This is a genomic window from Jeongeupia wiesaeckerbachi, from assembly GCF_050916355.1.
Taxonomy (GTDB): Bacteria; Pseudomonadota; Gammaproteobacteria; order Burkholderiales; family Chitinibacteraceae; genus Jeongeupia; species Jeongeupia wiesaeckerbachi.
In genome coordinates, this window is the sequence record NZ_CP136946.1 from 1,548,352 (window position 1) to 1,574,637 (window position 26,286).

A 26,286-nucleotide genomic window follows, 5' to 3' on the forward strand; every position below is an offset into this window, starting at 1 on the left:
GCTAGAGGTTGAAGCTGGCTAGCTGCCGGGCGTCGGCGATCAAGCGGCGTAGTTGCTCGAGCCGGGCGCGCTCCTCGCCACGGGTTTGCGTGCGCTCGGCGTTGCGCGGACGCACCGAAAGCCTGACGGCGGTGCCATCGTGATCGAGGAGCAGGGTCGGGTGGTCGTCGTAGCGCAGACTGGCTTCGACCGGTCGGTATTCGACATTGCGGTTGAGCAAATACAGCTCAACGCTCTTCGGGTCGTCGACGTAGGTGATCAGGTTGATGTCCGAATGCGGACCGGCCACACCGGATAGCACGGAACCGGTGAGGCAGGGCGCAAAGGGCTCAAGCAGCTGCATCACCTCGACAGCGGCCAATCGTAGCGCCTGCAAATGATCAGCGTGCTGGGGCTGGTAGATGGCCCGGTAGCTGGCCAGCGCCGTTTCGATTTCCTGATTGGACGGCAAGAGCGCGTGATCGACCAAGCCCAATTGTCGCGCGGCTTTCTTCTTGGCCAGCGCAAAATCGTGCAGGTGATCCTCGGCGATCAGTTTGGCGGCGCGGTGGGCGATCTGCGCCCGTTGCGCCGCCGTGTGTCGCTCGGACAAGGCGTTCCTCGGCATGGCTTGCCTCCTAGAACAGCAGGTCCTTGATCTCGTCGATCGGCTGGGCGGCCGCACCGCCGTCTCCACCACCCAGTCCGAGTTCCGGATTGGTGTGCGTGTATTCGCTGTAGAAGTACTCGGTTTGCGGGCCGCGACTGGTATCGATCGTCTGGGTCACGATGCCTTCAGGTACAGGGTAATCGTATACCGGAACGTTGCGCAGCGCTTTGCTCATGAAGTTGATCCAGATCGGCAACGCCAGCCGGCCGCCGTACTCGCCGCGTCCGAGCGTTTTCGGCTGATCGAAACCAACCCAGGTGATCGCGACCAGATTTGGCTGATAACCGGCAAACCACGCGTCGCGCATGTCATTGGTCGTACCGGTCTTGCCGTAAAGGTCGGGCCGGCCGAGTGCCTTGTTGGCGCGTGCGGCCGTGCCATAGCGAATCACGTCGTGCAGCATGCTGCTCATGAGATAGGCGTTGCGGGCGTCGATCGTCCGCTTGGCATTCTGGCCGGCAACTTCGGGCTGGGTCTGTGCCAGTACCCGGCCGCGACCATCCTCGATCCGGTCAATGAAGTACGAGTGCACGCGATAACCGGTGTTGGCAAAGACCGAGTAGCCCTCGGCCATCTGCAGCGGGGTGACGCTGCCGGCGCCGAGCGCCATGGTCAGGTAGGCCGGATGGTCCTTCGGGTTAAAGCCGAATCGTGGCAGGTATTGCTGTGCATACTGCGCGCCGATCGATTGCAGGATGCGGATCGAAACCAGGTTGCGTGACAGCGTCAGCGCGTTGCGTACCGTCATCATCCCCATGTATTTGCCATCGTCGTTCTGCGGCTCCCACTTTTGGCCGCCGACTTGCTCGGGATTGATCACCAGCGGTGCATCGTTGATCAGCGTCGCCGGTGTGACGCCCCGTTCGAGCGCCGACGAGTAGATGAACGGTTTGAAGCTCGAACCAGGCTGGCGCATGGCCTGCGTGACGTGATTGAAGTGGCTGCGGCTGAAGTCAAACCCGCCGACCAGCGAGCGGATGGCACCGTTTTGCGGGTCCATGGCGATGAACGCCCCTTCGACCTGCGGCAGCTGGCTGATCTGCCAGCCCTTGGGGCCTTGCTTGACGCGAACGATCGCGCCGGCGCGGATCCGGTTGGCTGGGGTGTTTTTGGCCGACAGGGCCGCACGGGCAAACGATAGTCCCTCGGCGCTGATTTGCAGTTTCTCGCCGCCCTTCAGATACACCGACACGCTTTGTGGCGAGGCCGAAAGCACGATGGCTGCGCGCAATTCATCGTAATCAGGCGTGTCTGCCAGTGCTTCGTCCAGCGCTTCGTCGTTGCCGCTGGCCAGCAGCGATTCGTCGATGAAGCCCTCGGGGCCGCGATAGCCGTGACGGACATCGTAATCGAGCAGGCCTTCGCGCAAGGCTTGATACCCGTCGCCCTGTTGCTGGCTGTTCAGCGTGGTGTAGACCGAAAAGCCCTGGGTGTAGGCATCGTCCTTATAGCGTTCAACCATCATCTGCCGGGCCATCTCGGCGACATACTCGGCGTGTACCGCGTACTGCAGGCTGCCGCGCTTGAGTTCGAGCGGCGCTTGCAACGCTTCCTGATACTGCTGGTCGGTGATGAACCGCAGTTCGTGCATTCTGCGCAACACATATTGCTGGCGCAGTCCTGCACGTTTGGGGTTGACGACCGGGTTGTACGCCGAGGGTGCCTTGGGCAGTCCGGCGAGCATCGCGTACTGGGCGATGCTGAGCGATTTCAGATCTTTGCCAAAGTAGGTTTGTGCTGCCGTGGCGAAGCCGTAAGCCCTTTGTCCGAGATAGATCTGATTGATGTAAAGCTCGAGGATTTGATCTTTGGAAAGGTTGTGCTCGATTTTGAATGACAGCAAGGCTTCGTTGAATTTGCGCGTGAAAGTTTTCTCATTGGAGAGATAAAAATTGCGCGCAACCTGCATCGTGATCGTACTGGCACCTGACTGCGAGTGACCGGAAACGATGTTGCCGAGCATGGCCCGTGCGACGCCGATATAGTCGATGCCGCCGTGCTGATAGAAGCGTTCGTCCTCGGCTGCCAGCAGGGCTTGTTTCATCAATTGCGGCACTTGATCGATTGGGGTGAAGGCGCGACGCTCCTCACCAAATTCGCCAATCAGCACACGATCTGAGGTATAAACCCGCAGCGGGATTTTGGGCTGATAGTCAGTTAATGCATTCAGTGCCGGCAGGCGTGGGTAAGTGATCACCACCGCAAAAAAAACAAGGCCGGCTGTCACCAGAATCAGACCGATTAACGCTCCGGCAACGAGCAGCAGAATTCGTTTTGTCATTGTCGCTTAATCAAAAAATTGACTGGGGTTAATTTACGCTAAAGCCGGATTGTTGCAAAAATAAAGCGCCAGTTCACGGTAACTTTACAGTCGTAAGAATCGACTGCTAGCATCGTAAATTAGAATTATCTGAAATTGCGCTAATTTCCTATTTTACAAGGGAAAACACGTGTTGAATCTCGACTTTCTGAAGCCAAAGTCACCACCGTTGATCGGGGTGGACATAAGCTCGTCGGCAGTGAAGATGGTCGAACTGAGCCAGGCGGGGCGCAGCTTCAGTTTGGAGCGCTACGTCATCGAACCGTTGCCGAAGGATGCGGTAAGTGACGGCAACATCGCCAATCTGGATGTCGTCGGCGAAGCGGTACGCCGGGCTTGGCGCCATCTGGACTCCCGTATCAAGAACGTGGCGATCGCCTTGCCGGCCGCCTCGGTGATCAGCAAAAAGATTTTGGTGCCTGCCGGCTTGTCCGAGCGCGACTTGGAAACCCAGGTCGAAATGGAGGCGAATCAGTATATTCCGTTCTCGCTGGACGAGGTGAATCTCGACTTCCAGCTGCTCGGGCCGTCCGTTGCGGTGCCTGAAGAAGAGGAAGTGCTGATCGCGGCGGCGAAGAAAGAGAAAGTCGACGAGCGGGTGGCCGTGATCGAGGCGGCGGCGCTCAAGGCGGTCGTGGTCGACGTCGAATCCTACGCAACGCAGGCCGCGTTCGAGCTGATGCGTCCGCAGCTGCCGGGGCACGGTGAAAACCAGATCGTCGCCGTTGTCGATATCGGTTCGACGGCGATGCACATGAATATCTTCAAGGACGGCCAGTCGATCTACAGTCGCGACCAGGCCTACGCCGGCAACCAACTGACGCAGGAAATCCAGCGCAAGTTCGGCATGTCGTCGGAGGAGGCCGAGCAGGCGAAGAAAACCGGCGGTCTGCCCGACAACTACGAGCCGGAAGTGTTGCAGCCCTTCATCGATACCCTGGCGCTGGAAATTTCCCGCTCGCTGCAGTTCTTCTACACGTCGAGCAATTACAACTCGGTCGACCACATCCTGCTTGCAGGCGGTTGCAGCGCGATTCATGGCCTCGACGAGGCGGTGTCGAGTCGTGCGCAGGTGCCGAGCACGATGCGGGCGAACCCTTTCTTTGGTATGGCAACCGGCAAAATTCGCGGCAAGCAGATCCAGCTTGATGCGCCGTCTTTGTTGATTGCCTGTGGCTTGGCGATGCGGAGGTTTGACCCGTCATGATCCGGATTAACCTTCTCCCCCATCGCGAGCAGAAACGCACCGCGCGGCAACGCCGTTACGTCGGCATGCTGGGCGCGAGCTTCCTCGCTGCCGTTGGCATCGTGATTGCTGGCTTCGCTTTCTTCAATGCCCGCATCGATACGCAGGAAGAGCGCAATCGCTTCATCACCGAAGAGAATGCCAAGCTCGACCGCGAAATCGCCGAGATCGAAAAACTCAAGTCCGAACGCCAGGCGCTGCTTGACCGCAAAACGGTGGTCGAACGACTGCAGTCGAATCGCGCCGAAACGGTCCATGTCATGGACCAACTGGTCCGGCAGACCCCCGAGGGCGTGTACCTGAAAGATGTGAAACAGAACAGCGAAACGCTGGTGCTGATCGGTTATGCACAGTCGAACGCCCGGGTGTCGACGCTGATGCGCAACCTCAATGATTCGGAAACGTTCGAGCAGCCGCTGCTGATTGAAGTGAAGTCGGCGCAGGTCGGCAATCAACGGCTGTCCGAGTTTACGCTGAACATCAAGATCACCCGCAGTGGTGCCGACGAGCAGGCCGCATCGCGACCGGCCGCCGCACCGAGAGCATAAGGGGACAGAGATGACGCTCGATGAATTACGCAACCTCGATCCGAAAAACATCGGTGACTGGCCGGCGGCGGCGCAGTTCGGCTTGCTGGCGATCGTGTTCGCCGCGGTAGTTGGCGTGGGCTACCTCTACGTCTGGAGTGACCAGATGCAGGCGCTCGATGAAGGTCGGGCCAAGGAAGAGCAGCTGAAAACCGAGTTTCTCGACAAAAAGAAACGGGCCGTCAACCTTGAGGCGTACCGGGAGCAACTGCTGGAAATCCAGCGCTCGTTTGGTGCACTGCTCAAGCAATTGCCGAACAAGTCGGAAATGGAAACGTTGTTGACCGAGGTGAACCAGGCCGGGGTCGGTCGCGGCCTGCAGTTCGAGCTGTTCAAGCCCGGTACCGAGGTCAAGACGGCCGAACTGGCGGAGCTGCCGATCGATATCCGCATCGTTGGCAGCTTCCACGATCTGGCCGCGTTCGTCAGCGACGTGGCGCAGTTATCGCGCATTGTCACGCTCGGCAACATTCAGCTGAGCAACGGCAAGGATGCCGATACGCTGGTGATGCAGGCCGTCGCCAAGACCTACCGCTCGCTCGACGATGCCGAGTTGCAGGCGATTCGCCAGGCGGAAGCCGACGCGAAGAAGAAGAAGCGCTAGGCGCAGGGGCACACATGAAAAGAACGATCATGCTGATGCTGGCGGCCTTGGGGCTGACCGGCTGCTTCGGGGAAGAGAACAGCGATCTCAAAGCGTGGATGAAAGAGCAGTCGGACGGCTTGCGCGGCAAGGTCGAGCCGTTGCCCGAGGTTAAGCCGTATACGCCCTTCACCTACGATGCCTTTTCGCTGGTCGAACCGTTCCGCGCCTCCAAGATGGAGGTTGCCAAGCGCTCGAACAATTCGGGGTTGGCACCAAACATGAACCGGCCACGCGAAGTGCTGGAAAACTATGACCTGGAAAAGCTGCGCATGGTGGGCACGCTGCAACAGGGCAAGGTGATCCAGGCGCTGATCCGTGCGCCGGACGGTAATCTGTACCGAGTCAAACCCGGCAGCTATATGGGACAGAATTTCGGGATGGTGACGGGGATTTCCGAGGGTGAAGTGAAGCTCAAGGAGATTGTCGAAGATAGCGGGGGAGATTGGGTCGAGCGGGAAACCGCTCTGCCTCTGGATGACGCGGAGCAGAAAAAATGAAGAAATACATGATGCTGCAACGGGTGTGGGCGGTGTGCTGCGCGCTGGTGGCAACGGTTGCATTCGCGGCCGACAACAACATCACCAATGTCGAGGTGAGCAACCTCTCCGCTGAAAAGCAGGTGATCAAGCTGACCTTCAGCGGCCCGGCGCCGACGCCGACCAGTTTCTCGGTCAATACACCGCCGCGGATCGCGCTCGATTTCGCCAACACCGGCAACCAGTTCGACAAGAGTTCGATCCAGGTCAACGGTAGTGCGTTGCGGCTGATCAATCTGGCCGAGGGCAATGGCCGGACCCGTATGGTGCTGAACCTGCAGAAGCAAGCGTCCTATCAGACCGAAGTCAACGGCAACACCTTGCTGGTGACCGTCGACGGTGCGCAGGGCGGTGCGGTTGCCAAGCAGAAGGCGACGCAGTTTGCGCCAGCCAAGGCCGGCGCGGGGGCCGACAGCATCACCAACGTCGACTTCCGGCGTGGTACGACCGGCGAAGGCAAGATCGTTGTCGACCTGACAAGCCCGAACGTTGGCATCGATATCCGCCAGCAAGGTCAGACGCTGGTGGTCGAGTTCAACAAAGCGGCATTGCCGAAGAACCTCGAGCGGAGCATGGATGTCGCCGATTTCGGCACGCCAGTCCAGAAGGTCGATACCTACACGCAGGGCAACCAGACCAAGATGGTCATCCAGCCCAAGGGCGTGTGGGAATACTCGGCTTATCAGACCGAAAACAAGTTCACCGTCGAGGTGCGTGATACCAGCAACAGCAACAAGCTCGCCAACCTCAAGCCCAATTACAAGGGCGAGAAGCTGTCGCTGAATTTCCAGAGCGTTGAAATCCGTACCGTACTGCAGGTGATTGCCGAGTTCACCGGTCTGAACATCATTACCAGCGACACCGTCAGTGGCAATCTGACCCTGCGTCTGAAGGACGTCCCGTGGGATCAGGCGCTCGACATCATTCTGCAGGCCAAGGGACTCGACCAGCGTCGCAACGGCAACGTGCTGTGGATTGCACCGCGCGACGAGCTGGCGGCAAAGGAAAAGCAGGAGCTCGAGTCGAAGAAGCAGATCTCCGAACTTGAGCCGACCCGCACCGAGTACTTCAGCCTCAAGTACCACAAGGCCGATGCCTTCGAGAAGATCCTCAAGGATGACAAGCAGAAAATCCTGTCGCCCCGCGGTAGTGCGGTGATCGACCCGCGGACCAACACGCTGATCATTCAGGATATTCCGTCCAAGCTCGACCAGATCCGTGAGCTGATCGGCAAGATCGACGTCGCCGTACGGCAGGTGATGATCGAGGCGCGGATTGTCGAGGCGGAAGATGGCTTTAGCCGTAACCTCGGTGTGAAGTTCCACGGTATTGGTTGGAAAGGGGATCTTCAAGGCGGTGGGGGTATCAAGAGTGATGGCACATATAAGTGCGACGCTTCCGGATGTACCAATGGGGTGCCCCTCAATGGGACCGGCCCAGTCTTGGCTGGCAATGTACCTCAGGTAAACCTGCCTGCTGCTGGCCTCAACGGCTTCGGCGCTGGTTCGATTGCGATGCTGCTTGCGGGTAATGACGGGATTCTGGGCTTGGAGTTGTCGGCGCTTGAGGCCGACGGCAAGGGCAAGGTTGTGTCCAGCCCGCGTTTGGTGACTGCCGACCAGGTCGAGGCGATCATCGAGGACGGCCAGGAGATCCCCTACACCGAAACAGCACCGAATGGCGCGACCTCGGTCTCGTTCAAGAAGGCAACGCTGTCGTTGAAGGTGACGCCGCAGATCACGCCGGACGGCAATGTGATCATGGACGTGAAGGTCAACAAAGACAGCCGTGGTCAGGATACGATTGCCGGGCCCGCGATCAACACCAAGCAAATCCAGACCAAGGTGCTGGTCGAAAATGGCGGTACGGTTGTGGTCGGTGGTATCTATATCCAGGACACCGGCAAGGACGTGACCAAGGTGCCGTTCCTGGGCGATATTCCTGTGCTGGGTAATCTGTTCAAAAATACCGCCACCCGTGACGCTAAGCGCGAACTGCTGATCTTCATCACCCCGAAGATCGTCGACTCGAATCTGACGTTGCGCTAAGGCGGATCCCCCGCCGCAGCCATGGGCTTGCGGCGGGCGTTTCGGTACAATGCCTGGCATGAAACTGCCAGGCAATTTTTTTCTGGTCGGCCTGATGGGCGCCGGCAAAACGACGGTTGGCCGCACTTTGGCGCGGGCAACCGACAAAACGTTTTACGACTCCGACCACGAGATCACCGCACGCAGCGGCGCGCGGATTCCGACCATTTTCGAGCTGGAAGGCGAAGACGGCTTTCGCAAGCGTGAAGCCGCGACGATTGCCGAGCTGACGGCCCTACAGGGCATCGTGCTTGCGACCGGCGGTGGTGCCGTGCTCAATCCGGACAATCGCGATTGTTTGCGCCGCAACGGTTTCGTCATCTATCTGCGGGCCAATGTCGACGATCTGTTTGCGCGTACCTCGCACGACAAGAACCGGCCGCTGCTGCAAACCGAGAATCCTCGCCAGAAACTGCAGGAGTTGTTCGAGATCCGCGACCCGATCTACCGCGAGCTCGCCGACCTCGTCATCGACACCAGCAGTCAGACCGTCCAATCGCTGACGCAGCGCCTGCTGCGCGAACTGGAAAAAAAGCTCAATGCGTAATGTCCAAGTCGAACTTGCCCACGCGCCGTACGAGATCCGCATCGGTCGTGATCTGCTGAACGACGTCGCGGCCATCGTCGCGCAGCTGCCGCAGCAGCGGGTCGCCATCGTCAGCAACGAAACGGTGGCGCCGCTGTATCTGCCGAAGCTGCAGGCTGCGCTGGAAGCTGCCGACGTGCAGGTGCATACGATCGTGTTGCCCGATGGCGAGCGCTTCAAGACCTGGGAAACGCTGAACCTGATTTTCGACGGCCTGCTGAGCGCGCGTTGCGAGCGCAAGACGACGCTGATCGCACTTGGCGGTGGCGTGATTGGCGACATGACCGGCTTTGCCGCCGCGGTTTACCAGCGCGGTGTGCCCTTCATCCAGATTCCGACGACCTTGCTGGCCCAGGTCGATTCGTCGGTCGGTGGCAAGACGGCGATCAACCATCCGCTCGGCAAGAACATGATCGGCGCGTTCTACCAGCCCAGGCTGGTGCTCGCCGATCTGACGACGCTCGATACGCTGCCGGCGCGCGAGTTCTCGGCAGGCATGGCCGAAGTCATCAAGTACGGCCTGATCGACGATCTGGCGTTCTTCGAATGGCTCGAGGCCAATATCGATGCGGTGATGGCGCGTGACGTCGAGGCGCTGGAATACCTGATCGAGCGCTGCTGCCAGAACAAGGCGCGCATCGTCGCCGCTGACGAGCGCGAGCATGGTCAGCGTGCCTTGCTCAATCTCGGCCATACCTTCGGGCATGCGATTGAAGCCGGCCTTGGTTTCGGCGTCTGGCTGCACGGAGAAGCCGTCGCGGCCGGCATGGTGCTGGCGGCGCTGGCATCGCGTGAACTCGGGCAGATTTCCGATGCCGAGCTGGCGCGGATCAAGGCCCTGCTCGAAAAAGCCGGCCTGCCGGTCGTCTCGCCGGCGCTGGGCGAGGAGCGCTATCTCGAACTGATGGCGCAGGACAAGAAGGTCGATGCCGGCAAGATCAAGTTCATCCTGCTCGAAAAACTCGGCCAGTCCTACATCGGCGAGTTGCAGACCGAGACGATCAAGCTGGCGCTGGCGGCCGGCTGCGCCGCCTGAGCCGCCTGAGCCGGCTGCGCCGCCCGTCACCCTGAACAAGCCCCGCACAGCGGGGCTTGTTCATTTGTCCAGCGTGTCGATGTAATCGGCCAGCGTGGCCGTCAGCGGCTGGCGCATCGCGGCGATCGTCGGGACCAGCCCGGCTTCGACGTTGGCGGTCAGTGGCGTGACGACCTGTTCGTAGATGTCCAGCAGCGTGATCCGTTCGATGGCGACGGCAATCAGCCATTCGCCATCGCGGCTGGCCTCGACCCAGCCGCGCAGCGACATGCGTTCGAGCAGTGCCTGCGTGGCGTCGAGCCCCAACCCGACGCGCCGGCGCAGCGTATCGATGTGCAGCACTTCGCCGTTGCTGTGTGCCTGCGCCAGCGTCATCAGGATGCGTACCGCCTGTTCGAAGCGCGTACCGTGGTGCCGGCCCCAGCGCCAGCCGTCGCCGTGCCAGTACGACAGCGACGCCGACAGCACCGCGCCGCCGAGGACGATCACCCAGCACAGATACAGCCAGAGCAGAAAGATCGGGAAGGCCGCGAAGGCGCCGTAAAGCAGCTTGTATGCACCGATCTGCTGGATGTAGAGGGCGAACAGCTTCTTCATCAGCTCGAGCAATACCGTCGTCACCGCCGCCGCGGTCAGCGCATGCGCGCGCGGCACGTAGCAGTTGGGCACGGCCAGATACAGCAGCGCCAGCGAGGCGAAGCTCAGCGCCACCGGCGCAATCACGAACAACCACGTCGTGCCCAGCCCGTGCGAGATCCACGACGTCAACGACAGGCTGACGCCGAGCACCAGCGGCCCCAGCGTCAGCGCCGCCCAGTAGATCAGCGTTCGTGACAGCAGCCGGCGCGGCTTCTGCACCCCCCAGATTTCGTTCAGCGTTTTCTCGATCGTGAACACCAGCAGCAGCGCGGTGATTGCCAGCGCCACCATGCCCAGCGCGGTGAGCTTCTCGGCGTTGTCGGAAAACTGCCGCATATACGTGCCGACGACGCGGCCGGCGGTATCGGGGATCAGGTTGGAGAGAATGAAGGCGCGGAAACGGCCGCTGTAGCCGCTGAACATCGGAAACGCCGAAAACAGCGTCAGCGCGATGGTGAACAGCGGCACGATCGCCAGCATCGTCGTATAGGCCAGGCTGCCGGCGGTCTGCATGCAGCGGTCGGCGACGAGTCGCTGGGCGACGAAGCGGGCGAAGCCCGAGAGCCGGCGCCAGTCGGCGAGTTCATTCAGACGCGGAAAAGGTCGGCGCATCGATCGGAGTCAAGGTTTCAATCGTTTTATAATACCGCACCCCTCAATCCGGAGCCGCCATGCGCGACGTTCTTGTCTTGTATTACTCGACCCATGGTGCGACGCGCCAGTTGGCGCAGCTGATCGCGCGCGGCATCGAATCGGTGCCCGGCGCGCGCGCGCGCGTGCGCACGGTGCCGAAAGTGTCGACCGTGTGCGAAGCGGTCGAGGCGGCGATTCCGGACACCGGCGCGCCCTATGTCGAACTCAGTGATCTACACGAGTGCATCGGCCTGGCGCTGGGCAGCCCGACGCGCTTCGGCAATATGGCCGCGCCGCTCAAGTATTTCCTCGACGGTACCGTCAACGACTGGCTGGCCGGCACGCTGATTGGCAAGCCGGCGTGCGTGTTCACCAGCACCGGATCGATGCACGGCGGCAATGAAACGACGCTGCTGTCGATGATGCTGCCGCTGTTGCATCACGGCATGGTCATCGTTGGCACGCCGTACAGCGAGACCGCATTGTCGACGACGACGTCGGGCGGCACGCCGTACGGCCCCAGCCATATCGCCGGGCCCGAGAGTCGTGCGCCGATCTCCGAGGCCGAAAAACAGCTGGCCATCGCCCAGGGCAAGCGGCTGGCCGAGATCGCCTTGCAACTGGCGACACCGCGATGAGCACGCAACAGCATCGTGAGCTGGCGCGTCGCGTCGCGGTCGGCAGCGTGGTCGCGCTGATTGCACTGTGTCTGGCGTGGGAGTTGGTGCTGGCGCCGCTGCGTGCCGGCGGATCGACGCTGGCGCTGAAGGCCGTGCCGCTGTTGCTGCCGCTGCGCGGGCTGATTCACGGCCGGCGCTATACCTATCAGTGGACGTCGATGTTCATCCTGCTGTGGTGGGCCGAGGGGTTGATGCGGGTGTGGAGCGATGTGGGGCTGTCGCGCTGGCTGGCGGGCGGCGAGGTCTTGCTGGCAACGGCGTGCTTCGTTGCGGTGTCGTGCTACGCCAAGTGGACGCGGCCGAGCGTGCTGGCGGCGGAAAACGGCTGATCCTGCAGGCGGCGCTGTTGCGATTGCAGGCGGTTCTCTTGGCGCGCTCTCGGAAGGTGAAGGGCGCTTTGCCGGTATCGATTTGCGGGAGGGTCGTTCGAAAAAAAGAAGCGACCGGGCGCCTCGTCGCAACGGCAAGCTTGTGGCTCGGGTTGGCGGGCGGATCGGCTGCCGTGATCGGCGGCCGCCGGACTCGCCTTGTGGGCAAGCCGGTCTCCGGTGCAGTGTTTGGCCTGTTTCTTATTGCATGTCCGTTTCTGTCACGTTCCCCACAGCCGTCCCGGCATGGGGGCGAGACCGAAGCGGAATGATCCTCACACCGGCTGTGGGTGCGTCCGTTCGTTCTTGTTCGCCAGCTTGTTCACCGCCGAGATGTACGCCTTGGCGCTGGCGACGAGGATGTCGGTATCGGCGCCCTGGCCATTGACGATGCGGCCCTCGCGGCTCAGTCGCACGGTGACCTCGCCCTGGCTGTCGGTGCCCTGGGTGATCGCGTTGACCGAATACAGCTGCAACTCGGCGCCGGTCGAGGCCAGTGATTCGATTGCCTTGAACACTGCGTCGATCGGCCCGTCACCTTCGGCGTCGGCATGGCGCTCCTGGCCGTTTTCGGTGATCACCAGATTGGCCTGCGGTACTTCACCGGTTTCCGACACCACCTTCAGCGACGTCAGCCGGTAGGTTTCCTGTTCGATCGTGATCAGCTCGTCCGACACCAGCGCGTGCAGGTCTTCGTCGAAGATCTCGCGCTTTTTGTCGGCCAGTGCCTTGAAGCGCGAGAACGCGGCGTTCAGCGCCTCTTCGCTGTCGAGCATGATGCCGAGTTCGGCGAGCTTGGTCTTGAAGGCATTGCGGCCCGACAGCTTGCCCAGGGTCAGCTTGTTGGCGGCCCAGCCGACCGATTCGGCGCTCATGATTTCGTAGGTTTCGCGATGCTTGAGCACGCCGTCCTGATGGATGCCCGATTCGTGCGAGAACGCGTTGGCGCCGACGATGGCCTTGTTCGGCTGCACCGGGTAGCCGGTGACGGTCGAAACCAGCTTGGACGTCGGGACGATCTGCGTCGCATCGACGCGGGTTTCGACGCCGAAGATGTCGTGGCGGGTCTTCACCGCCATGACGATTTCCTCGAGGCTGGCATTGCCGGCACGCTCGCCGAGGCCGTTGATCGTGCACTCGACCTGGCGCGCGCCGCCCATCACCGCGGCGAGCGAGTTGGCGACGGCCATGCCGAGGTCGTCGTGGCAGTGTGCCGACCAGATCACGCTGTCGCCGCCCGGCGTCTTGGCGATCAGCTCGCGGAAGAAACGCTCGGTCAGTTGCGGTACCGCGTAGCCGACGGTGTCGGGCACGTTGATCGTCTTGGCGCCGGCCTTGATGACTTCACCAAAGATCCGCGCGAGAAAGTCGATGTCGCTGCGCAAGGCATCTTCGGCCGAGAATTCGATGTCGGCGGTGTATTCGCCGGCGATCTTCACCGCCTTCACGGCCGCGGCGACGACTTCGTCCGGGCTCATGCGCAGCTTCTTCTCCATATGGATCGGGCTGGTTGCGATAAAGGTGTGGATGCGGCCCTTGGCGGCCGGGCGGATGGCTTCGCCGGCGGCGCGCACGTCACGTTCGTTCGCACGCGCCAGTGAACAGACGGTCGATTCCTTCACGGCTTCGGCAATGGCGCGGATCGAGTCTGCATCACCGGGGCTGGCGGCAGCAAAGCCGGCTTCGATGATGTCGACCCCGAGTTTTTCCAGCTGGCGCGCCACGCGGATTTTTTCTTCCCGCGTCATCGACGCGCCCGGCGACTGCTCGCCGTCGCGCAAGGTCGTGTCGAAAATGTACAAGCGCTCGCCCATGGCCGGTTCTCCCCAAGTGATCGACGCCGGCTGAGTGCCGGCCAGATAAGACTGGATGTTGAATTGATGCCCGCGGCTGGCAGCGAGCTGCGCGAGCTTGTTGAGCTGGGAGAGCGGCAGCGTGCCGCGTTCGCGCCACTTGTAGATCGCCGCGCGCGACACCGGGTCTTCCGGGAAGGCGGTGTTGAGCGCTTCGGCCAGCGGGCCGGGGCCGCCGAAATCGGCGATCAGGCGATCGATGTCCAATTGCACGCTGTTCTCCTCAGATTTGAGTACACAGCGTATAAATTGTCGGACGCAGTGTCAAACATTTCTGCGTAAAACAACAAAAAAGCGCCCGGCCGGGCGCTTTTTGGAGACTGAGTTCTACTTTTTGTAGAATCAGTTCGGTGATTGCAGCTTGTTCCGCCGCAGCAATTGCCACAGCCAGTACACATAACCCGAGACGCCGTAGCCGACGAAGAACAGGAACAGCGCCAGCGCCGGCTTGGCGGCGAGCACGATCAGCACCAGCACCATGATCAGCATCGCGTAGAACGGCACGGTCTTGCGGACGTTGAATTCCTTGAAGCTCCAGAAGCGGACGTTCACGACCATCGACACGCCGGCGAGCAGCGTGAACGCCATGGCGACAAAGGGCAGCAGGTGGGCCAGCGGTTCGATTTCCTCGGCGAACTCGTGCACGTTCCACACCAGCCCGGCGACGATGCCGGCGGCAGCCGGGCTTGCCAGCCCCTGGAACCAGCGTTTGTCGACGATGCCGATATTGACGTTGAAGCGCGCCAGCCGCAGCGCGGCGCAGGCGCAGTAGACAAAGGCGATGATCCAGCCGGTCTTGCCGTAATCCTTGAGCATCCACTCGTAGGCGACCAGCGCCGGCGCAACGCCGAAGCTGACCATGTCCGACAAGCTGTCGAGCTGGGCGCCGAATTCAGACTGCGTGTGCGTCATCCGGGCGACGCGGCCGTCGAGGCCGTCGAGGATCATGGCGACGAAAATGGCGACCGCGGCGTGTTCGAAGCGGTTGTTCATCGCCTGAACGATGGCGTAGAAACCGGCGAACAACGCACCCAGCGTGAACAGATTGGGCAGCAGGTAAATGCTCTGACGGCGCAGGTTCATCGGGCTCTTGGTGTTCAGGGTCATGGGGTTCTCTAGTGGTGGCGGCGGGCCGCCGGGGATAGTGCAACATGCAGAGTTTAATACGGTACGCCCCAATCGGGGAGGACGCCGGTACGGTGCACGGTGATGGCGCTTCGGCTCTTGCGTTACAATCCCCCGTTTGATGAAACGCGGAGCGCTTCGTGTCCGAACGCTTGAAAGTCCTGTTGCAGTACGCCGTGCCCAAGCTGGCGCTCACCGTTTTTGCCGGCTGGGTGGCAACGCCGGCGCGTGGCAAGGTGACAACCTGGATCATCCGTCGTTTCGTGGCCAAGTACGGCGTGAACATGAGCGAAGCCGCCGAGTCGGACATCGGCCACTACGCCAGCTTCAACGATTTCTTCACCCGTGCGCTCAAACCGGGCGCGCGCCCGCTGGCGCAGTCGGCGCTGGTTTGCCCGGTCGATGGCGCCATCAGCCAGTGCGGCGCCATCGAGCATGATCAGGTTTTCCAGGCCAAGGGCCATCGCTATTCGACCACGACGCTGGTCGGCGGCGATGCCGCCTTGGCGCAGTACTACGACAACGGCAGTTTCGCCACGATCTACCTGAGCCCGAAGGATTACCACCGCATCCATATGCCGTGCGATGGGCGTCTGCTGCAGATGGTCTACGTGCCGGGCGAGCTGTTCTCGGTCAATCCGGCCACCGCACGCAATGTGCCGGGGCTGTTTGCCCGTAACGAGCGCGTGGTGTGCGAGTTCGAGGGCGAGCAGGGCCGGTTCATCATGGTGCTGGTTGGCGCGACCATTGTCGGCAGCATGGCGACCGTCTGGCATGGTCTTGTCAACCCGCCGCGTGAGTCGGCCGTTCGTCGCTGGGATTACCGTGACCAGCAGATCGCGCTGAAGAAGGGCGAGGAAATGGGCCGCTTCCTGCTCGGCTCGACGGTCGTGCTGCTGTTCCCGCAACCGCGACTGGCATTCGCGGACGGCTGGGGCCCCGCCGCACCGGTGCGCCTCGGGCAGGCGATGGCCGAATACGCCGCTTGATTTCGCTGCCGGTGCTGGCCTTGCTCCAAGGTCGGCGCTCGCCCCGTGCTCAGTTCTGAGACGTTTTTCGTCGTCGCGCCAAGCTGCGCCAGCCACGACCGGCCGCATTCCCGCTGCAATATGGGCTTCCAAACAGGCGCTGCCGTCGGCGGCGTCGGCTCTGGCCGTCGTTTCGGCCGGCTGGGCCGGAAATATGTCTCAGTGTTGAGGCATTCATGATTTTCGGTGTACAGGAAATATCCTCTATTTCCTTATAAATCAATGATTTGATGGTGCGTGGCACGCGGTGTGCATTTGAGTCCGGCATACGAATGCACCGGAGTCGATCATGCCACGAGCCCAAACCAGCTCCCTGCTCAGCCTGTCGGCGTTGCTGCTGACCTTGCTTAGCGGCGGAGCCCGGCCAGCCATGGCGGAGGAGGGATCGATCCTGGTCCAGCGGCATGTCGCACCGCGCACCGCTTTCCGTCCTGACAGCCCGAAGTCGCCGAAAGTCATCGAAGTCCAGGTTTCGCCAGCCACAACGGTGATGTCCCAGACGCAGGCCATTGCCGGCGTGGGCAGCGTCGACGATGCGCTGATGGGTGATATGCGCGCCGGCCAGATACCGGCCCAGGCTGGCAATACCTCGTCGCTTGCCGCCGGTCAGAGCGCCGTGGCGCTTGGCAATGCCGCCGGGGCTGCACCGAGCGGGACGGGTCGAACGCCCGGCGGCGGCGGTTTCGTCCAGGGGATAGGCAATAGCGTGGTGAACGCCATGTCGCCGATCCTCTCGCGCTGACGCGATGGCCCGCCAAGGAGAACCATGATGAGTCGCGTACCAAATCTGCTGTTGGCGCTGCCGCTCCTGGCTTGCGGCGCGAGTACCTGGGCCGTCGATACCGCGCTGATCAGCGATACCGGCATCGCCTCGCAAGGGGTGCTGTCGGTCAATGTGACGGCCGGTGAACACAATACCGCAGCCAATCTGCGGGCGATTGCCGTCAACCCGGACGGGACGGCCATTGCTGTCGTCAGCGGGGCGGCGGTGCAGGGGGCCGTGTCGATGCCGGGTGTCGGCAGCGTGCAGAGCGCGCAGATCAGCGGCGCGGCGTTCTCCGGTTTCAATGGCGTGCTCGGGGTCAATCAGCAGGCCGGTCGCGGCAACGTCAGCGCCAATCTGCTGGGCGTCGCGCAGGGCGCCAGCACGGGTGTGGTGACCGTCTTCACGGTGAAGCAGGCCGACGATGGTTTGCTGGCGGACAGCGTGGCCAATCCGTTGCAGCAGCTGCTTGGCGATGTGACGTCGGTGCAGCAAGTGGGTATCGATCCCGGTGCGTTCAAGGGAACGAGCGGGGTTGTGCAAATCAACCAGGTGGCGGGCAACGGCAACATCACGGGCAATGTGCTCGCGGTGCAGTTCTCGCGCCCACCCGGTTTATAAAAGGCCTGCAGACAGGCCAGGTAGTTGAGCTTTTGTCCATGAAGTACTTATTCAAGTCTTGAGGAGAAGCAAAATGAGAACCCTGAAACTTACTGCAGTCGCTCTTGCCTTCGCCGGTATGTCGAGTGTTGCGTTCGCTGAAGCGGACCTGGATTTCGACGTTGCACTGGCTGGCTCGTTGATCTTTGACGTCACCGGCACCGTCGACCTGATGGCCAATACCTTCGTCAACAGCGATACCACGGTCAACCTGCATGCGGTTGGTGTCGGCGTGGCTGGCGGTGCCATCGTTGTCGGTACGACGGCGGCCGATGCCACGGTCAATGCCGTGCAGAAGAGCATCGACAACAACAGCCTGGTCATCGGCAGTTCGGTGTCCGGCGTGACCGCATCGGGTATCGGCGTGCTCGGTAATATGGGCATGAACGATGCCGCCGGTAACGGCAACCAGCAGGCCAACACACTGTCGATTGCCACGACCAATAGCGGTGCAACCCTGGGCGGCATCGCCCTGCCGTTCCCGCTGCCACCCATCGGCGGCATTCCGGCCATCGGTGTCGCCACCGCCGACGTGAACTATGAGCAGAACAGCGAGCTGAACGACACGCTGGTGTTCGGTCTGCTGCCGGTTCTGCCCAATGCCACTTCGGCGATCACCGGTAGCGTCATCGGCTTTGCCGGTAACGGCGGTGTCAACTCGGCGGCCGGCGTGGGCAACCAGCAAGGCAACTACGCGGCCATCGCCTCGGTCAACCATGGCGCCCTCGCCGTGGCCAGCTCGGGCGGTCTGCAGCTGAGCGACCACAACGACACACTGGAAGGCGTGTTCCTCAACAATGTGTCGGCAATCACGGGGTCGGTGTTGTTGACCGCCGGCAATATCGGGGTGAACTCGGCAGCCGGTGTCGGCAACCAACAAGTCAATACCTTGGCGATTGCCTCGGCCTACCAATAAGTGCTCAGGGACAGAATGCGGGGGAGGAGACTCCCCCGCATTTTTTTGCCTAGCTGCCCACTCGCCTCCCCAGTTCGCCTCCCCAGTTCGCCTCCCCAGTTCGCCTCCCCAGCTCGCACCACCAGTTCAATCCCCAAGCGCTGGTTGCGAGGGCATAGCCGGCCGTAGCGTGGAGGGGTGGGCACGCCATGGCCGCACAACGGCTGCTGTGCGATGACTGCATCTCCGGCTCTAGCATGGCAACCGCATCGCGCGGTGCTGTGTAGGCATTCCTCCTGGCGCGTCCGCCCTGGGCGCGCTTAGCGGCGGACAGGTATGCCCCCCGCCTGCAGCGCCACCGGATGGACGCACGCTGGGCGATTCATCGGCCCGGCCCACGGATGGATGCGTGGAGGGCGATGGGCATTCGGGCGGGCCGCTGTCGGCGATATGCATCGTGGGAACCAATCCTCCTTCGCCATCCGCGCAGCCCTGCCGATCCGCGTGATCGGACGTGCTCATCGAATCTGCTCAACTCTGAGACGATTTTCACGCTGCCCTTGCGTTTTTTTGGGCTGCCAAGCCGCATTCCAGCTGGTTTCTTTGCAAACGAAGGGAGGGCGAATCGCCTGAACGGGCGGTGGTCGACATTTCCCTTGGATAGTGCTCGAAAACTGTCTCAATGCTGATTCGTTTGCTGACTCTGCTGATGCGCTTGAATTTATATTATTCATATAAATCAAACGGTTATTGTTGTCTGGCATGGAGCCTGCATTGAAGTGCACAAGCGAAGGGAACGGAAGCCGATCCAGTCACTAGTCCAGGCCGCTGTTGAACTCACCCGTCCGGTTACACGGGCCTCCAGCAGGAGAGGGTGGTCACAAGCCCGGATGGCGAACCCGGTACCGTACCCGCCCTTCAAGGGGCGCCAAAGTTACTGCCAGGTGCTGGACCGACCAGCAGTACACCGATCAACCAGATGGCGAGTATTTCAAACCATCCAGAGTTGCGCCAACAACGTTGCGCCAGCCGCCATCAGGTTCTTAGCGGCCACCAGTCAGATCAGGCCGCAGTGCTTTAGTCCATGAAGTACTTATTGCAGTCTTGAGGAGAAGCAAAATGAAAGCCCTGAAACTCACCGCAGTCGCCCTGGCCCTTGCCGGTATGTCGAGCGTTGCGTTCGCAGAAGCGGACCTGGATCTTGATGCCGCACTCAAGGTTTCGCTGATCGCTGACGTCACCGGCACTGCCGATCTGATGGTCAATACCTTCACCAACAGCGATACCACGGTCAATGCACATGTGGTTGGCGTCGGCGTACTCGGCGGTGCTCTCGTCGTCGGCACGACAGCCGCCGATGCCACGGTCAACGCCGTGCAGAAGAGCATCGACAACAACAGCCTGGTCATCGGCAGCTCGGCGTCTGCCGTGACCCTGTCGGGTGTTGGCGTGCTTGGCAATATGGGCATGAACGATGCCGCCGGTAGCGGCAACCAGCAGGCCAACACCCTGTCGATTGCCACGACCAATAGCGGCGCGACCCTGGGCGGCATCGCCCTGCCGTTCCCGCTGCCGCCCATCCTTGGCATCCCGGCCATCGGTGTCGCCACCGCCGACGTGAACTACGAGCAGAACAGCGAGCTGAACGACACCTTCGTGTTCGGCCTGCTGCCGGTGCTGCCGAATGCCACTTCGGCGATTACCGGCAGCGTCGTCGGCTTCGCCGGCAACGGCGGTGTCAACTCGGCGGCCGGCGTGGGCAACCAGCAAGGCAACTACGCAGCCATCGCCTCGGTCAACCATGGCGCCCTCGCCGTGGCCAGCTCGGGTGGTCTGCAGCTGAGCGACCACAACGATACGCTGCAAGGCGTGTTCCTCGACAACGTGTCGGCAATCACGGCGTCGGTGCTGTTGACTGCCGGCAATATCGGGGTGAACTCGGCGGCCGGTGTCGGCAACCAACAGGTCAACACCTTGGCGATTGCTTCGGCCTACCAATAAGCGCGCAGGGAGGATGGGATGCGGGGGCGGCAACGCCTCCGCATTCTGCTCATCATGAAAACATCGCTGATCGCTATCCTGCTTTTCGCCAGCCTGGGTGCCGGCGCTGCGGACATGCCGGTGCCGGGTTTTACTGGCGACATCCGGCCGCAGCTTCGCGCCAAGAGCCTGCGCGAAATCCGCTTTACCAACGTCGTCGAACAAAAAACCGACTTCAGTTGTGGTGCCGCTACGCTGGCCACGGTGCTGCGTTACGCCTACGGGCTGGATGCGCCGGAAGAGGTCGTGCTCAAGGGCATGATCAGCGAAACCAACGAAGAAACGGTGCGCAAACTGGGTTTCTCGATGCTCGACATGAAGCGTTATGTCGAAGCGCTCGGATTCCGCAGCAAGGGTTACAAACTGCAGCCCGAAGCGCTGCAGTCGTTGAAGATCCCGGCGATTACGCTGCTGGACACCAACGGTTACAAGCATTTTGTCGTGATCCGCAAAGCCACGGCCACCACGGTCTATCTGGCCGATCCGTCGGTGGGCAACCGCGAAGTCAGCATGGAAGAGTTTGTGCCGCAGTGGAGCGGCGTGCTGCTGGCCGTGGTCGGGCATGGTTATCGGGTCGATAACCCGCTGATCCGGATTACGCCGCGGCTCTCGGCCAGGGCCGGCATCAACACCGTGCAACCGGTGCCGACAGCCGATTTGATCGAGTACGGCTTCATGCACAGCGACTTTTTCTGATTCCGGTCGGAAAGCGAGGGCATTATGGACAAGCGTTACTGGCTGGGCATCATCGCTGCTTCCGCGATGGCGCCCTTATTTGCGGCGCCACCCACCGCCAGCCCGCTGGCGTTTTCGGCGCTGGACGATCAAGCCCTGTCCGAGCTGCGCGGGCGCTACATCAATGCCGGAGAAGTCTTGCACTTCGGCGTGCAGCTGGCCTCGGTCTGGACCCGGCCTGATGGTTCGCGCATCGGCGGGGCCGTGGCGCTGGATATCGGTCCGGACCGCTCGCTGACGGTGAGCCGCTATCAGTTGAACGACGCCTCCAAAGGCGCCGTCAGCGGCGCCGCTGGCGTGGCGCAACCGGTCGATGTCAAGGGCGTGGCGCAGCTGAATCAGGTTGCCGGCAGTGGCAACGTGGCCAACAATCTGGCGCAGATTCACCTGGCCGAAGGCGCGGTCAGTGCGGCGCCGTCGGCGGCCGAGGGCTGGCAGATCGTGCCGACGCTGGTGCCGGAGATCGGCGATGCGTTGACGCTCTCGGTGAGTGGCGGCCTGGCCGGCGTCGCATCGCAATCGATCGGCGGCGGCAAGCTGTCGCAGGTGTCGATGATCAAGGGCAACGGGATGACCGTGAATAACGCGATGCAGATCGTCATCGGCCTGAAGCCCGGCGCGATCGGCCGGAATGCCGGGGACAACTGGATACCGTCGTTGATGCAAGGATTGCGCTAAACCTGCGCTGAACCGAAGAAGGGGGCTATTGCCCGGCCCCTTCCTCGGCTTCGTCACCTTCGTGGGGCGCGCCAAGCGCCTCACTGGCTTCGCCCCCCTCGGCGGCCAGCGGAACGCCGAGGTGCCGCTGCATCAGCCGATAAAACGTGGCCCGCGATACGCCCAGCTCCTGCGCCGCCTTGACGTTGCTGCCGTTGTGGAGCGCCAGCGCCATGCGCACCGCGTCCCGTTCGGCTTCCTTGCGGACCTTTTCCAGCGTCCTACCTTCGAATGGTGCGCTCGGATTCAGTCCCATGTCCTGCGGCTTGATGTTCCGGCTGCTGGCCATCACCAGTCCCTGACAGATCCGGTTGGTCAGTTCGCGCACATTCCCCGGCCATGAATAGCTGACCATGGCGCGGCCCGCTTCGGTCGAGAGCCGCTTGCGTGGTACCCCGAGCCGGCCCGCGTGGAAGTCGAGCAGGTAGTGGGCGATCGGCAGGATATCGCTATGCCGTTCGCGCAACGGTGGCAAGTGCAGGCGGCAGACGTTGAGACGGTAGAACAAGTCCTCGCGAAAGCGCCCCAGTGCAATCGCCTTCGGCAGATCGACGTGGGTTGCCGAAATGACCCGGGCGTTGACGGCGATCGAGGTATTGCCGCCGACGCGATCGATGATGCCCTCTTGCAGGAAGCGCAGCAGGTTGACCTGGGTGTCGAAGGTCATGTCACCGATTTCATCGAGGAAGAGCGTGCCCTTGTTGGCCGCTTCGACACGACCGATGCGCTTTTCCGATGCGCCGGTGAACGCGCCGCGTTCGTGACCGAACAGCTCCGATTGCACCAGGTTGGCCGGCAGGCTGCCACAGTTGACCGCGACGAACGAGGCGTCCGAACGCGGCGACTGCTGGTGCAGCGCCCGGGCGATCAATTCCTTGCCGGTGCCGGATTCGCCACTGATCAGCACGTTGACGTCGGTCGGTGCGATCTTGCGAATGTCCCGGCGGATGCGCTGGATGCTTGGATGCTCGCCGATGATTTCGCTCTGGACTTCATCCTCGTTGGTTTGCTGACTGCGATGCAGCGTCACCATGCCGTGGGCACGGCCGAGCGTGACGATGAGTACGCCGGGGTTCACCGGCAGACTGTGATAGTCGTAGCAGAATTCGTCGATGAAACGTGCGACGACGGGGCTGCCGACCAGACGCTGCTCGACCAGCAGGATCCAGGCAAGGTCGTGCTTGGCGAAGTGGGGTGCAAGTTTGCTGAGCTTGGGCAGCAATTGTTCGTCGACATAAATCAGGCCTGCCGTTGCGTTACCGACATGGCGCACCCCGGCGAGCCGCTGAACATCCGGAATGTGCATCACCTGCCAGCCCGACGCGCTCAGCACCGAGTGCCACGGCTCTTTGACGCTGCCCCCGACTTGGAACAGGAATTTGTCTGCGATGCTCACGCTGTCTCTCCTTGGTGCTGCGTACTGCGGGCCGGGCTGACGGCTAGAAGTTGTACGGCATCTTCACCGAGACAGCGTAGTTCGCCGCTTCCGGGGTCAGGCCGATGGCCAGATTAGGGATGACAGACAGGTTTTTGTTGATCGCATAGGTCATGCCGACGTTGAAGTTGGCGACATTGGCATCGCTGCCGGTGACGTCGTTCCACGGGCCGCCTTCGGAGCGGACGCGGCTCTTGCTGACCAACTGCTGCGAGTAGGACAAACCGAGGCTGAGTTTCTCGTTGAGCGCGAAGGCCGTGCCAGCGCCGAACTGGATGCTGCTGCCCTGTTGCACTTCGCCGGGCTGCGTGGTGTCGATGTTCGAGCTGATGTCGTCGTAGCTGTTCTTGAAGTAGTAGGTGTAACCGATATTGGCGAAGATCACCGCCGGATCGACCGTTTTCACCACCGCAAGGCCACCGGTGAGACCCCAGGCGCCGTTGCCGGTCGGCAGCTCGGTCGGGATCATCAGGTTGCCGTTGCTGTTTTCGACTTCCTTGAGCTTGATGCCGTAGGGCTCCTTGCCCGTCGGCGTGCGCAGGTTCAGGCTGATCGTCGTATCCGGAATCTCCAGCGTTTCCTGGAAGAGTTTGTAGGCGACGCCGACGCTGACGTCGCCGAGTTGCGGCGAACGCGAGGTCGAGCCTTCCGATACCGATGTGCCTGCGCCGCCGGCACCGCCCGAGAAGTAATTGGCCTCGCGCGCGACGATCGGTGCATTGATCTCGAACTGCCAGCGCGGTGTGGGCGACCAGCGGCCGGTCAGATCCAGCGTATAGGTGTCCTGTTTGGTCCGATCGAGGTTGATGTTGCCAAGGAAAATCGAATCCAGTGCCAGAAAGCCACTGAGTTTCAGTTCGCGTGTATCGAAGTGGCTGTAGGTCAGGCCGGCTTCGAAGGAGTAACGGCTGGATGAGTTGAAGCCGCTGGCGGTCTGGTAAATGTCTTCCACGCTTTTGGGCGCATCGCCGGACGTTTTGCTGTCGGGGGCGGGAGGCAGCGGCGGCAGCACCGGGCGTGGCGCTGCCACTGCGGCCGGCGCTGCATTCTGCGCGGTCTGGTTGCTGGCAACGACGATCGGTGCCGTCGGGCTGCGAGCGACCTGTGCAGCAGCCGGCGCTGCGGCGCCGCCGAGCTTGCTGTTCAGTTCGCCGACCATTTTCTGCAACGACTGGATCTGGTTTTCCAGTGCGGCCAGCTTGGCGGCCTGCTGCTGATTGGATTGCTTGAGCAGCTCGATCTGCGTCTTGGGTTTGGGCTTGGCAGGGGGCGGGGCGGCGAAAGCAAGCTGGCACGAGAAAGCCATGACCGTGAGCGGCACGGCGCAGATGCGTTGGTCCATATGCGTTCCTGAGCGAGGGTCGACTGATGGGACACATCGCATCCGGCGGTTACTGACTGAGAATACTGCAACAATCAGTGGCCGCACCGTGCTTTTGTTTGCATGAAAACAGCTAGTCCCTTTCGTTTATCTATAGCAGGACTTTCCATATGGAAAAATAAAAGCCGCTTTCCGTCCGCGTAAAAAAGCCGCCCGGTGTGCCCGGACGGCTTTGGTGCGGCGTAGGTCGCGTTAGCGTGGGTGCAACAGCGAACGCCGGCGGGCGTAGCCGAAGTACACGATGAAACCGATACTCAGCCAGATGCCGAATGCCATCCAGGTAATCGACTGCAGATTGAGCATCAGGAACACACAGAAGCCCACCGCCAGCAGCGGTACGAACGGCACACCGGGGCAACGGAAGGCACGATGCAGGTCAGGTTTGGTCTTGCGCAGCACCAGTACCGCGATCGAGATCAGCGTGAACGCGGCCAGCGTACCTATATTGATCAGCTCGGCCAGCACATTCAGCGGCACCAGCGCGGCAAACAGCGAGAAGACGGCGCCGATGAGCCAAGTGGTGACGAAGGGGGTCGAGAAGCGCGGGTGGATTTTCGACAGCACCGGCGGCAGCAGACCGTCGCGGCTCATCGCAAAGATCACCCGGCTTTGGCCGAAGGCCATCACCAGAATCACCGTGGTCATGCCGAGGATGGCGCCGAGGTCGATGAAACCGGCAACCCAGTTCTGTCCGGCGTACTGCAGCGCCAACGACACCGGGTGGTCGACGCCGGCGAACTTAGGATACGGGACAATCCCGGTCATGATCGCCGAGACGATCACGTACAGAACGGTGCAGACCGCCAGCGAACCGATGATGCCGATCGGCAAGTCGCGCTTGGGGTTCTTCACCTCCTCGGCGGCCGAGGTGACGGCGTCGAAGCCGATGAAGGCAAAGAACACCAGGGCGGCGGCACTGAAGACGCCGGAGAAACCGAAAGGCATGAACGGCGCCCAGTTCGCCGGTTTGACATAGCCTGCGCCGACGACGATGAACAGCAGCACGATGCCGACCTTGATCGCGACCATCAGGTTGTTGAGCTTGGCAAAGCCTTGTACGCCGATCGACAGCAGCGCGGTAATCGCCAGCATGATCACAAAGGCAGGCAGGTTGAACAGCGTGGTCTGCCCGGGAATTGCGCCGGGGGCGGCGGTCAATACGGTCGGCAAATGCAGGCCGAATCCGCCGATCAGCGACTGGAAGTAACCCGACCAGCCGACCGAGACCGCCGATGCAGCCAGGCCGTACTCGAGCATCAGGTCCCAGCCGATCATCCACGCGACGATTTCGCCGAGCGTGGCATAGGAGTAGGTGTAGACCGAGCCGGAGACCGGGATCGCCGAAGCGAATTCGGCATAGCACAGTGCGGCAAAGCCGCAGGCCATGGCCGCGATGACGAAGGACAGCGTCAGTGCCGGGCCGGCGGTCAGCGCGCCGGTGCCGGTCAGCACGAAGATGCCGGTGCCGATGATGGCGCCGATGCCCATCAGCACGAGGTCGACAGGGCCGAGTACGCGTTTGAGGCCGCCGGTGTCGCTGGCGGTGGATGCGATCAGCGCATCGATATTCTTGGTACGGAAAAGACTCATGACGGGGGTGACTTCTGCAAGGGCGACGACCGCAGGCCGTAGCCCGGTGAA

At 61.9% G+C, this 26,286-nt stretch carries 24 protein-coding genes; 16 read left to right on the forward strand and 8 right to left on the reverse strand.

All coding sequences use genetic code 11. From position 1 onward, the window contains the following. Position 1 precedes the first annotated feature (1 nt). Positions 2-607, reverse strand: coding sequence for a hypothetical protein (locus tag R0382_RS07565; RefSeq protein ID WP_432723613.1), 606 nt, complete (start codon positions 605-607; stop codon positions 2-4). Positions 608-617: 10 nt separating this feature from the next. Continuing rightward, complete coding sequence (locus R0382_RS07570; RefSeq protein WP_432723614.1) at positions 618-2,930, reverse strand: penicillin-binding protein 1A; 2,313 nt, start codon at positions 2,928-2,930, stop codon at positions 618-620. Between the two features lie 169 nt (positions 2,931-3,099). Between R0382_RS07570 and R0382_RS07575 the strand changes: the two genes are divergently transcribed. From R0382_RS07575 to aroB, 7 genes are read left to right on the forward strand one after another with little or no spacing between them, the layout of a single operon-like run. Further along, positions 3,100-4,176, forward strand: a complete 1,077-nt coding sequence (locus R0382_RS07575) for a pilus assembly protein PilM (protein ID WP_432723615.1) — start codon at positions 3,100-3,102, stop codon at positions 4,174-4,176. Further along, complete coding sequence (locus R0382_RS07580) at positions 4,173-4,763, forward strand: PilN domain-containing protein (protein ID WP_432723616.1); 591 nt, start codon at positions 4,173-4,175, stop codon at positions 4,761-4,763. The genes R0382_RS07575 and R0382_RS07580 overlap by 4 nt, the downstream gene beginning before the upstream one ends. Positions 4,764-4,773: 10 nt before the next feature. Next, entirely contained in the window at positions 4,774-5,406 is a 633-nt protein-coding gene (locus tag R0382_RS07585; protein ID WP_432723617.1) for a type 4a pilus biogenesis protein PilO, read from the forward strand. A 14-nt stretch (positions 5,407-5,420) separates the two neighbouring features. Beyond that, positions 5,421-5,945, forward strand: coding sequence for a pilus assembly protein PilP (locus R0382_RS07590; RefSeq protein WP_432723618.1), 525 nt, complete (start codon positions 5,421-5,423; stop codon positions 5,943-5,945). Further along, on the forward strand, positions 5,942-8,032 hold the full coding sequence (gene pilQ, locus R0382_RS07595; protein ID WP_432723619.1) for a type IV pilus secretin PilQ: 2,091 nt from the start codon (positions 5,942-5,944) through the stop codon (positions 8,030-8,032). The genes R0382_RS07590 and pilQ overlap by 4 nt, the downstream gene beginning before the upstream one ends. Positions 8,033-8,081: 49 nt before the next feature. Then, positions 8,082-8,618, forward strand: a complete 537-nt coding sequence (locus R0382_RS07600) for a shikimate kinase (RefSeq protein WP_432723620.1) — start codon at positions 8,082-8,084, stop codon at positions 8,616-8,618. Then, positions 8,611-9,693: a 3-dehydroquinate synthase gene (gene aroB / locus R0382_RS07605; protein WP_432723621.1), complete on the forward strand. Its 1,083-nt coding sequence runs from the start codon at positions 8,611-8,613 to the stop codon at positions 9,691-9,693. Before R0382_RS07600 ends, aroB begins: the two co-directional genes overlap by 8 nt. Positions 9,694-9,753: 60 nt before the next feature. On the opposite strand, the gene R0382_RS07610 is transcribed toward aroB, so the two are convergent. After that, positions 9,754-10,944, reverse strand: a complete 1,191-nt coding sequence (locus R0382_RS07610) for a YihY family inner membrane protein (protein ID WP_432723622.1) — start codon at positions 10,942-10,944, stop codon at positions 9,754-9,756. Positions 10,945-11,003: 59 nt separating this feature from the next. On the opposite strand from R0382_RS07610, the gene wrbA reads away from it, so the two are divergent. After that, on the forward strand, positions 11,004-11,603 hold the full coding sequence (wrbA, locus tag R0382_RS07615; RefSeq protein WP_432723623.1) for an NAD(P)H:quinone oxidoreductase: 600 nt from the start codon (positions 11,004-11,006) through the stop codon (positions 11,601-11,603). Next, a complete protein-coding gene (locus tag R0382_RS07620; protein WP_432723624.1) occupies positions 11,600-11,974 on the forward strand; it encodes a DUF2069 domain-containing protein in 375 nt (124 codons plus the stop codon). The genes wrbA and R0382_RS07620 overlap by 4 nt, the downstream gene beginning before the upstream one ends. 314 nt (positions 11,975-12,288) lie before the next feature. Here the strand turns inward: R0382_RS07620 and R0382_RS07625 are convergent, their stop codons facing one another. Together R0382_RS07625 and pssA are read right to left on the reverse strand one after the other, a co-directional pair. Further along, a complete protein-coding gene (locus tag R0382_RS07625) occupies positions 12,289-14,079 on the reverse strand; it encodes a 2-isopropylmalate synthase (RefSeq protein WP_432723625.1) in 1,791 nt (596 codons plus the stop codon). A gap of 129 nt (positions 14,080-14,208) precedes the next feature. Continuing rightward, entirely contained in the window at positions 14,209-14,973 is a 765-nt protein-coding gene (gene pssA / locus R0382_RS07630; RefSeq protein WP_432723626.1) for a CDP-diacylglycerol--serine O-phosphatidyltransferase, read from the reverse strand. 158 nt (positions 14,974-15,131) lie between these two features. Here pssA and asd point away from each other — a divergent pair, with 158 nt between their 5' ends. From asd to R0382_RS07665, 7 genes are all read left to right on the forward strand, one after another. Then, the gene (gene asd / locus R0382_RS07635) at positions 15,132-15,980 is read left to right on the forward strand and encodes an archaetidylserine decarboxylase (protein WP_432723627.1); all 849 of its coding nucleotides are present in this window, start codon (positions 15,132-15,134) and stop codon (positions 15,978-15,980) included. 328 nt (positions 15,981-16,308) lie between these two features. Beyond that, a complete protein-coding gene (locus R0382_RS07640) occupies positions 16,309-16,761 on the forward strand; it encodes a hypothetical protein (RefSeq protein WP_432723628.1) in 453 nt (150 codons plus the stop codon). A 27-nt stretch (positions 16,762-16,788) separates the two neighbouring features. Next, a complete protein-coding gene (locus R0382_RS07645; RefSeq protein ID WP_432723629.1) occupies positions 16,789-17,403 on the forward strand; it encodes a hypothetical protein in 615 nt (204 codons plus the stop codon). Between the two features lie 73 nt (positions 17,404-17,476). Then, entirely contained in the window at positions 17,477-18,358 is an 882-nt protein-coding gene (locus R0382_RS07650) for a hypothetical protein (protein ID WP_432723630.1), read from the forward strand. A gap of 1,098 nt (positions 18,359-19,456) precedes the next feature. Further along, complete coding sequence (locus R0382_RS07655) at positions 19,457-20,338, forward strand: hypothetical protein (protein WP_432723631.1); 882 nt, start codon at positions 19,457-19,459, stop codon at positions 20,336-20,338. Between the two features lie 54 nt (positions 20,339-20,392). Then, entirely contained in the window at positions 20,393-21,073 is a 681-nt protein-coding gene (locus R0382_RS07660; RefSeq protein WP_432723632.1) for a C39 family peptidase, read from the forward strand. A gap of 24 nt (positions 21,074-21,097) precedes the next feature. Then, positions 21,098-21,790 carry a hypothetical protein gene (locus R0382_RS07665; protein ID WP_432723633.1) on the forward strand — a complete coding sequence of 231 codons (693 nt, stop codon included), beginning with the start codon at positions 21,098-21,100 and terminating at the stop codon, positions 21,788-21,790. A gap of 25 nt (positions 21,791-21,815) precedes the next feature. On the opposite strand, the gene R0382_RS07670 is transcribed toward R0382_RS07665, so the two are convergent. The 3 genes from R0382_RS07670 to R0382_RS07680 all read right to left on the reverse strand — a co-directional run bounded on the left by R0382_RS07670 (position 21,816) and on the right by R0382_RS07680 (position 26,235). Further along, positions 21,816-23,225 (reverse strand): sigma 54-interacting transcriptional regulator, encoded by a 1,410-nt coding sequence (locus R0382_RS07670; protein WP_432723634.1) that lies wholly within the window; start codon positions 23,223-23,225, stop codon positions 21,816-21,818. A 43-nt stretch (positions 23,226-23,268) separates the two neighbouring features. Next, positions 23,269-24,606, reverse strand: coding sequence for a transporter (locus tag R0382_RS07675; protein WP_432723635.1), 1,338 nt, complete (start codon positions 24,604-24,606; stop codon positions 23,269-23,271). Positions 24,607-24,837: 231 nt separating this feature from the next. Continuing rightward, the gene (locus R0382_RS07680; RefSeq protein ID WP_432723636.1) at positions 24,838-26,235 is read right to left on the reverse strand and encodes an amino acid permease; all 1,398 of its coding nucleotides are present in this window, start codon (positions 26,233-26,235) and stop codon (positions 24,838-24,840) included. Between the last annotated feature and the right edge of the window lie 51 nt (positions 26,236-26,286).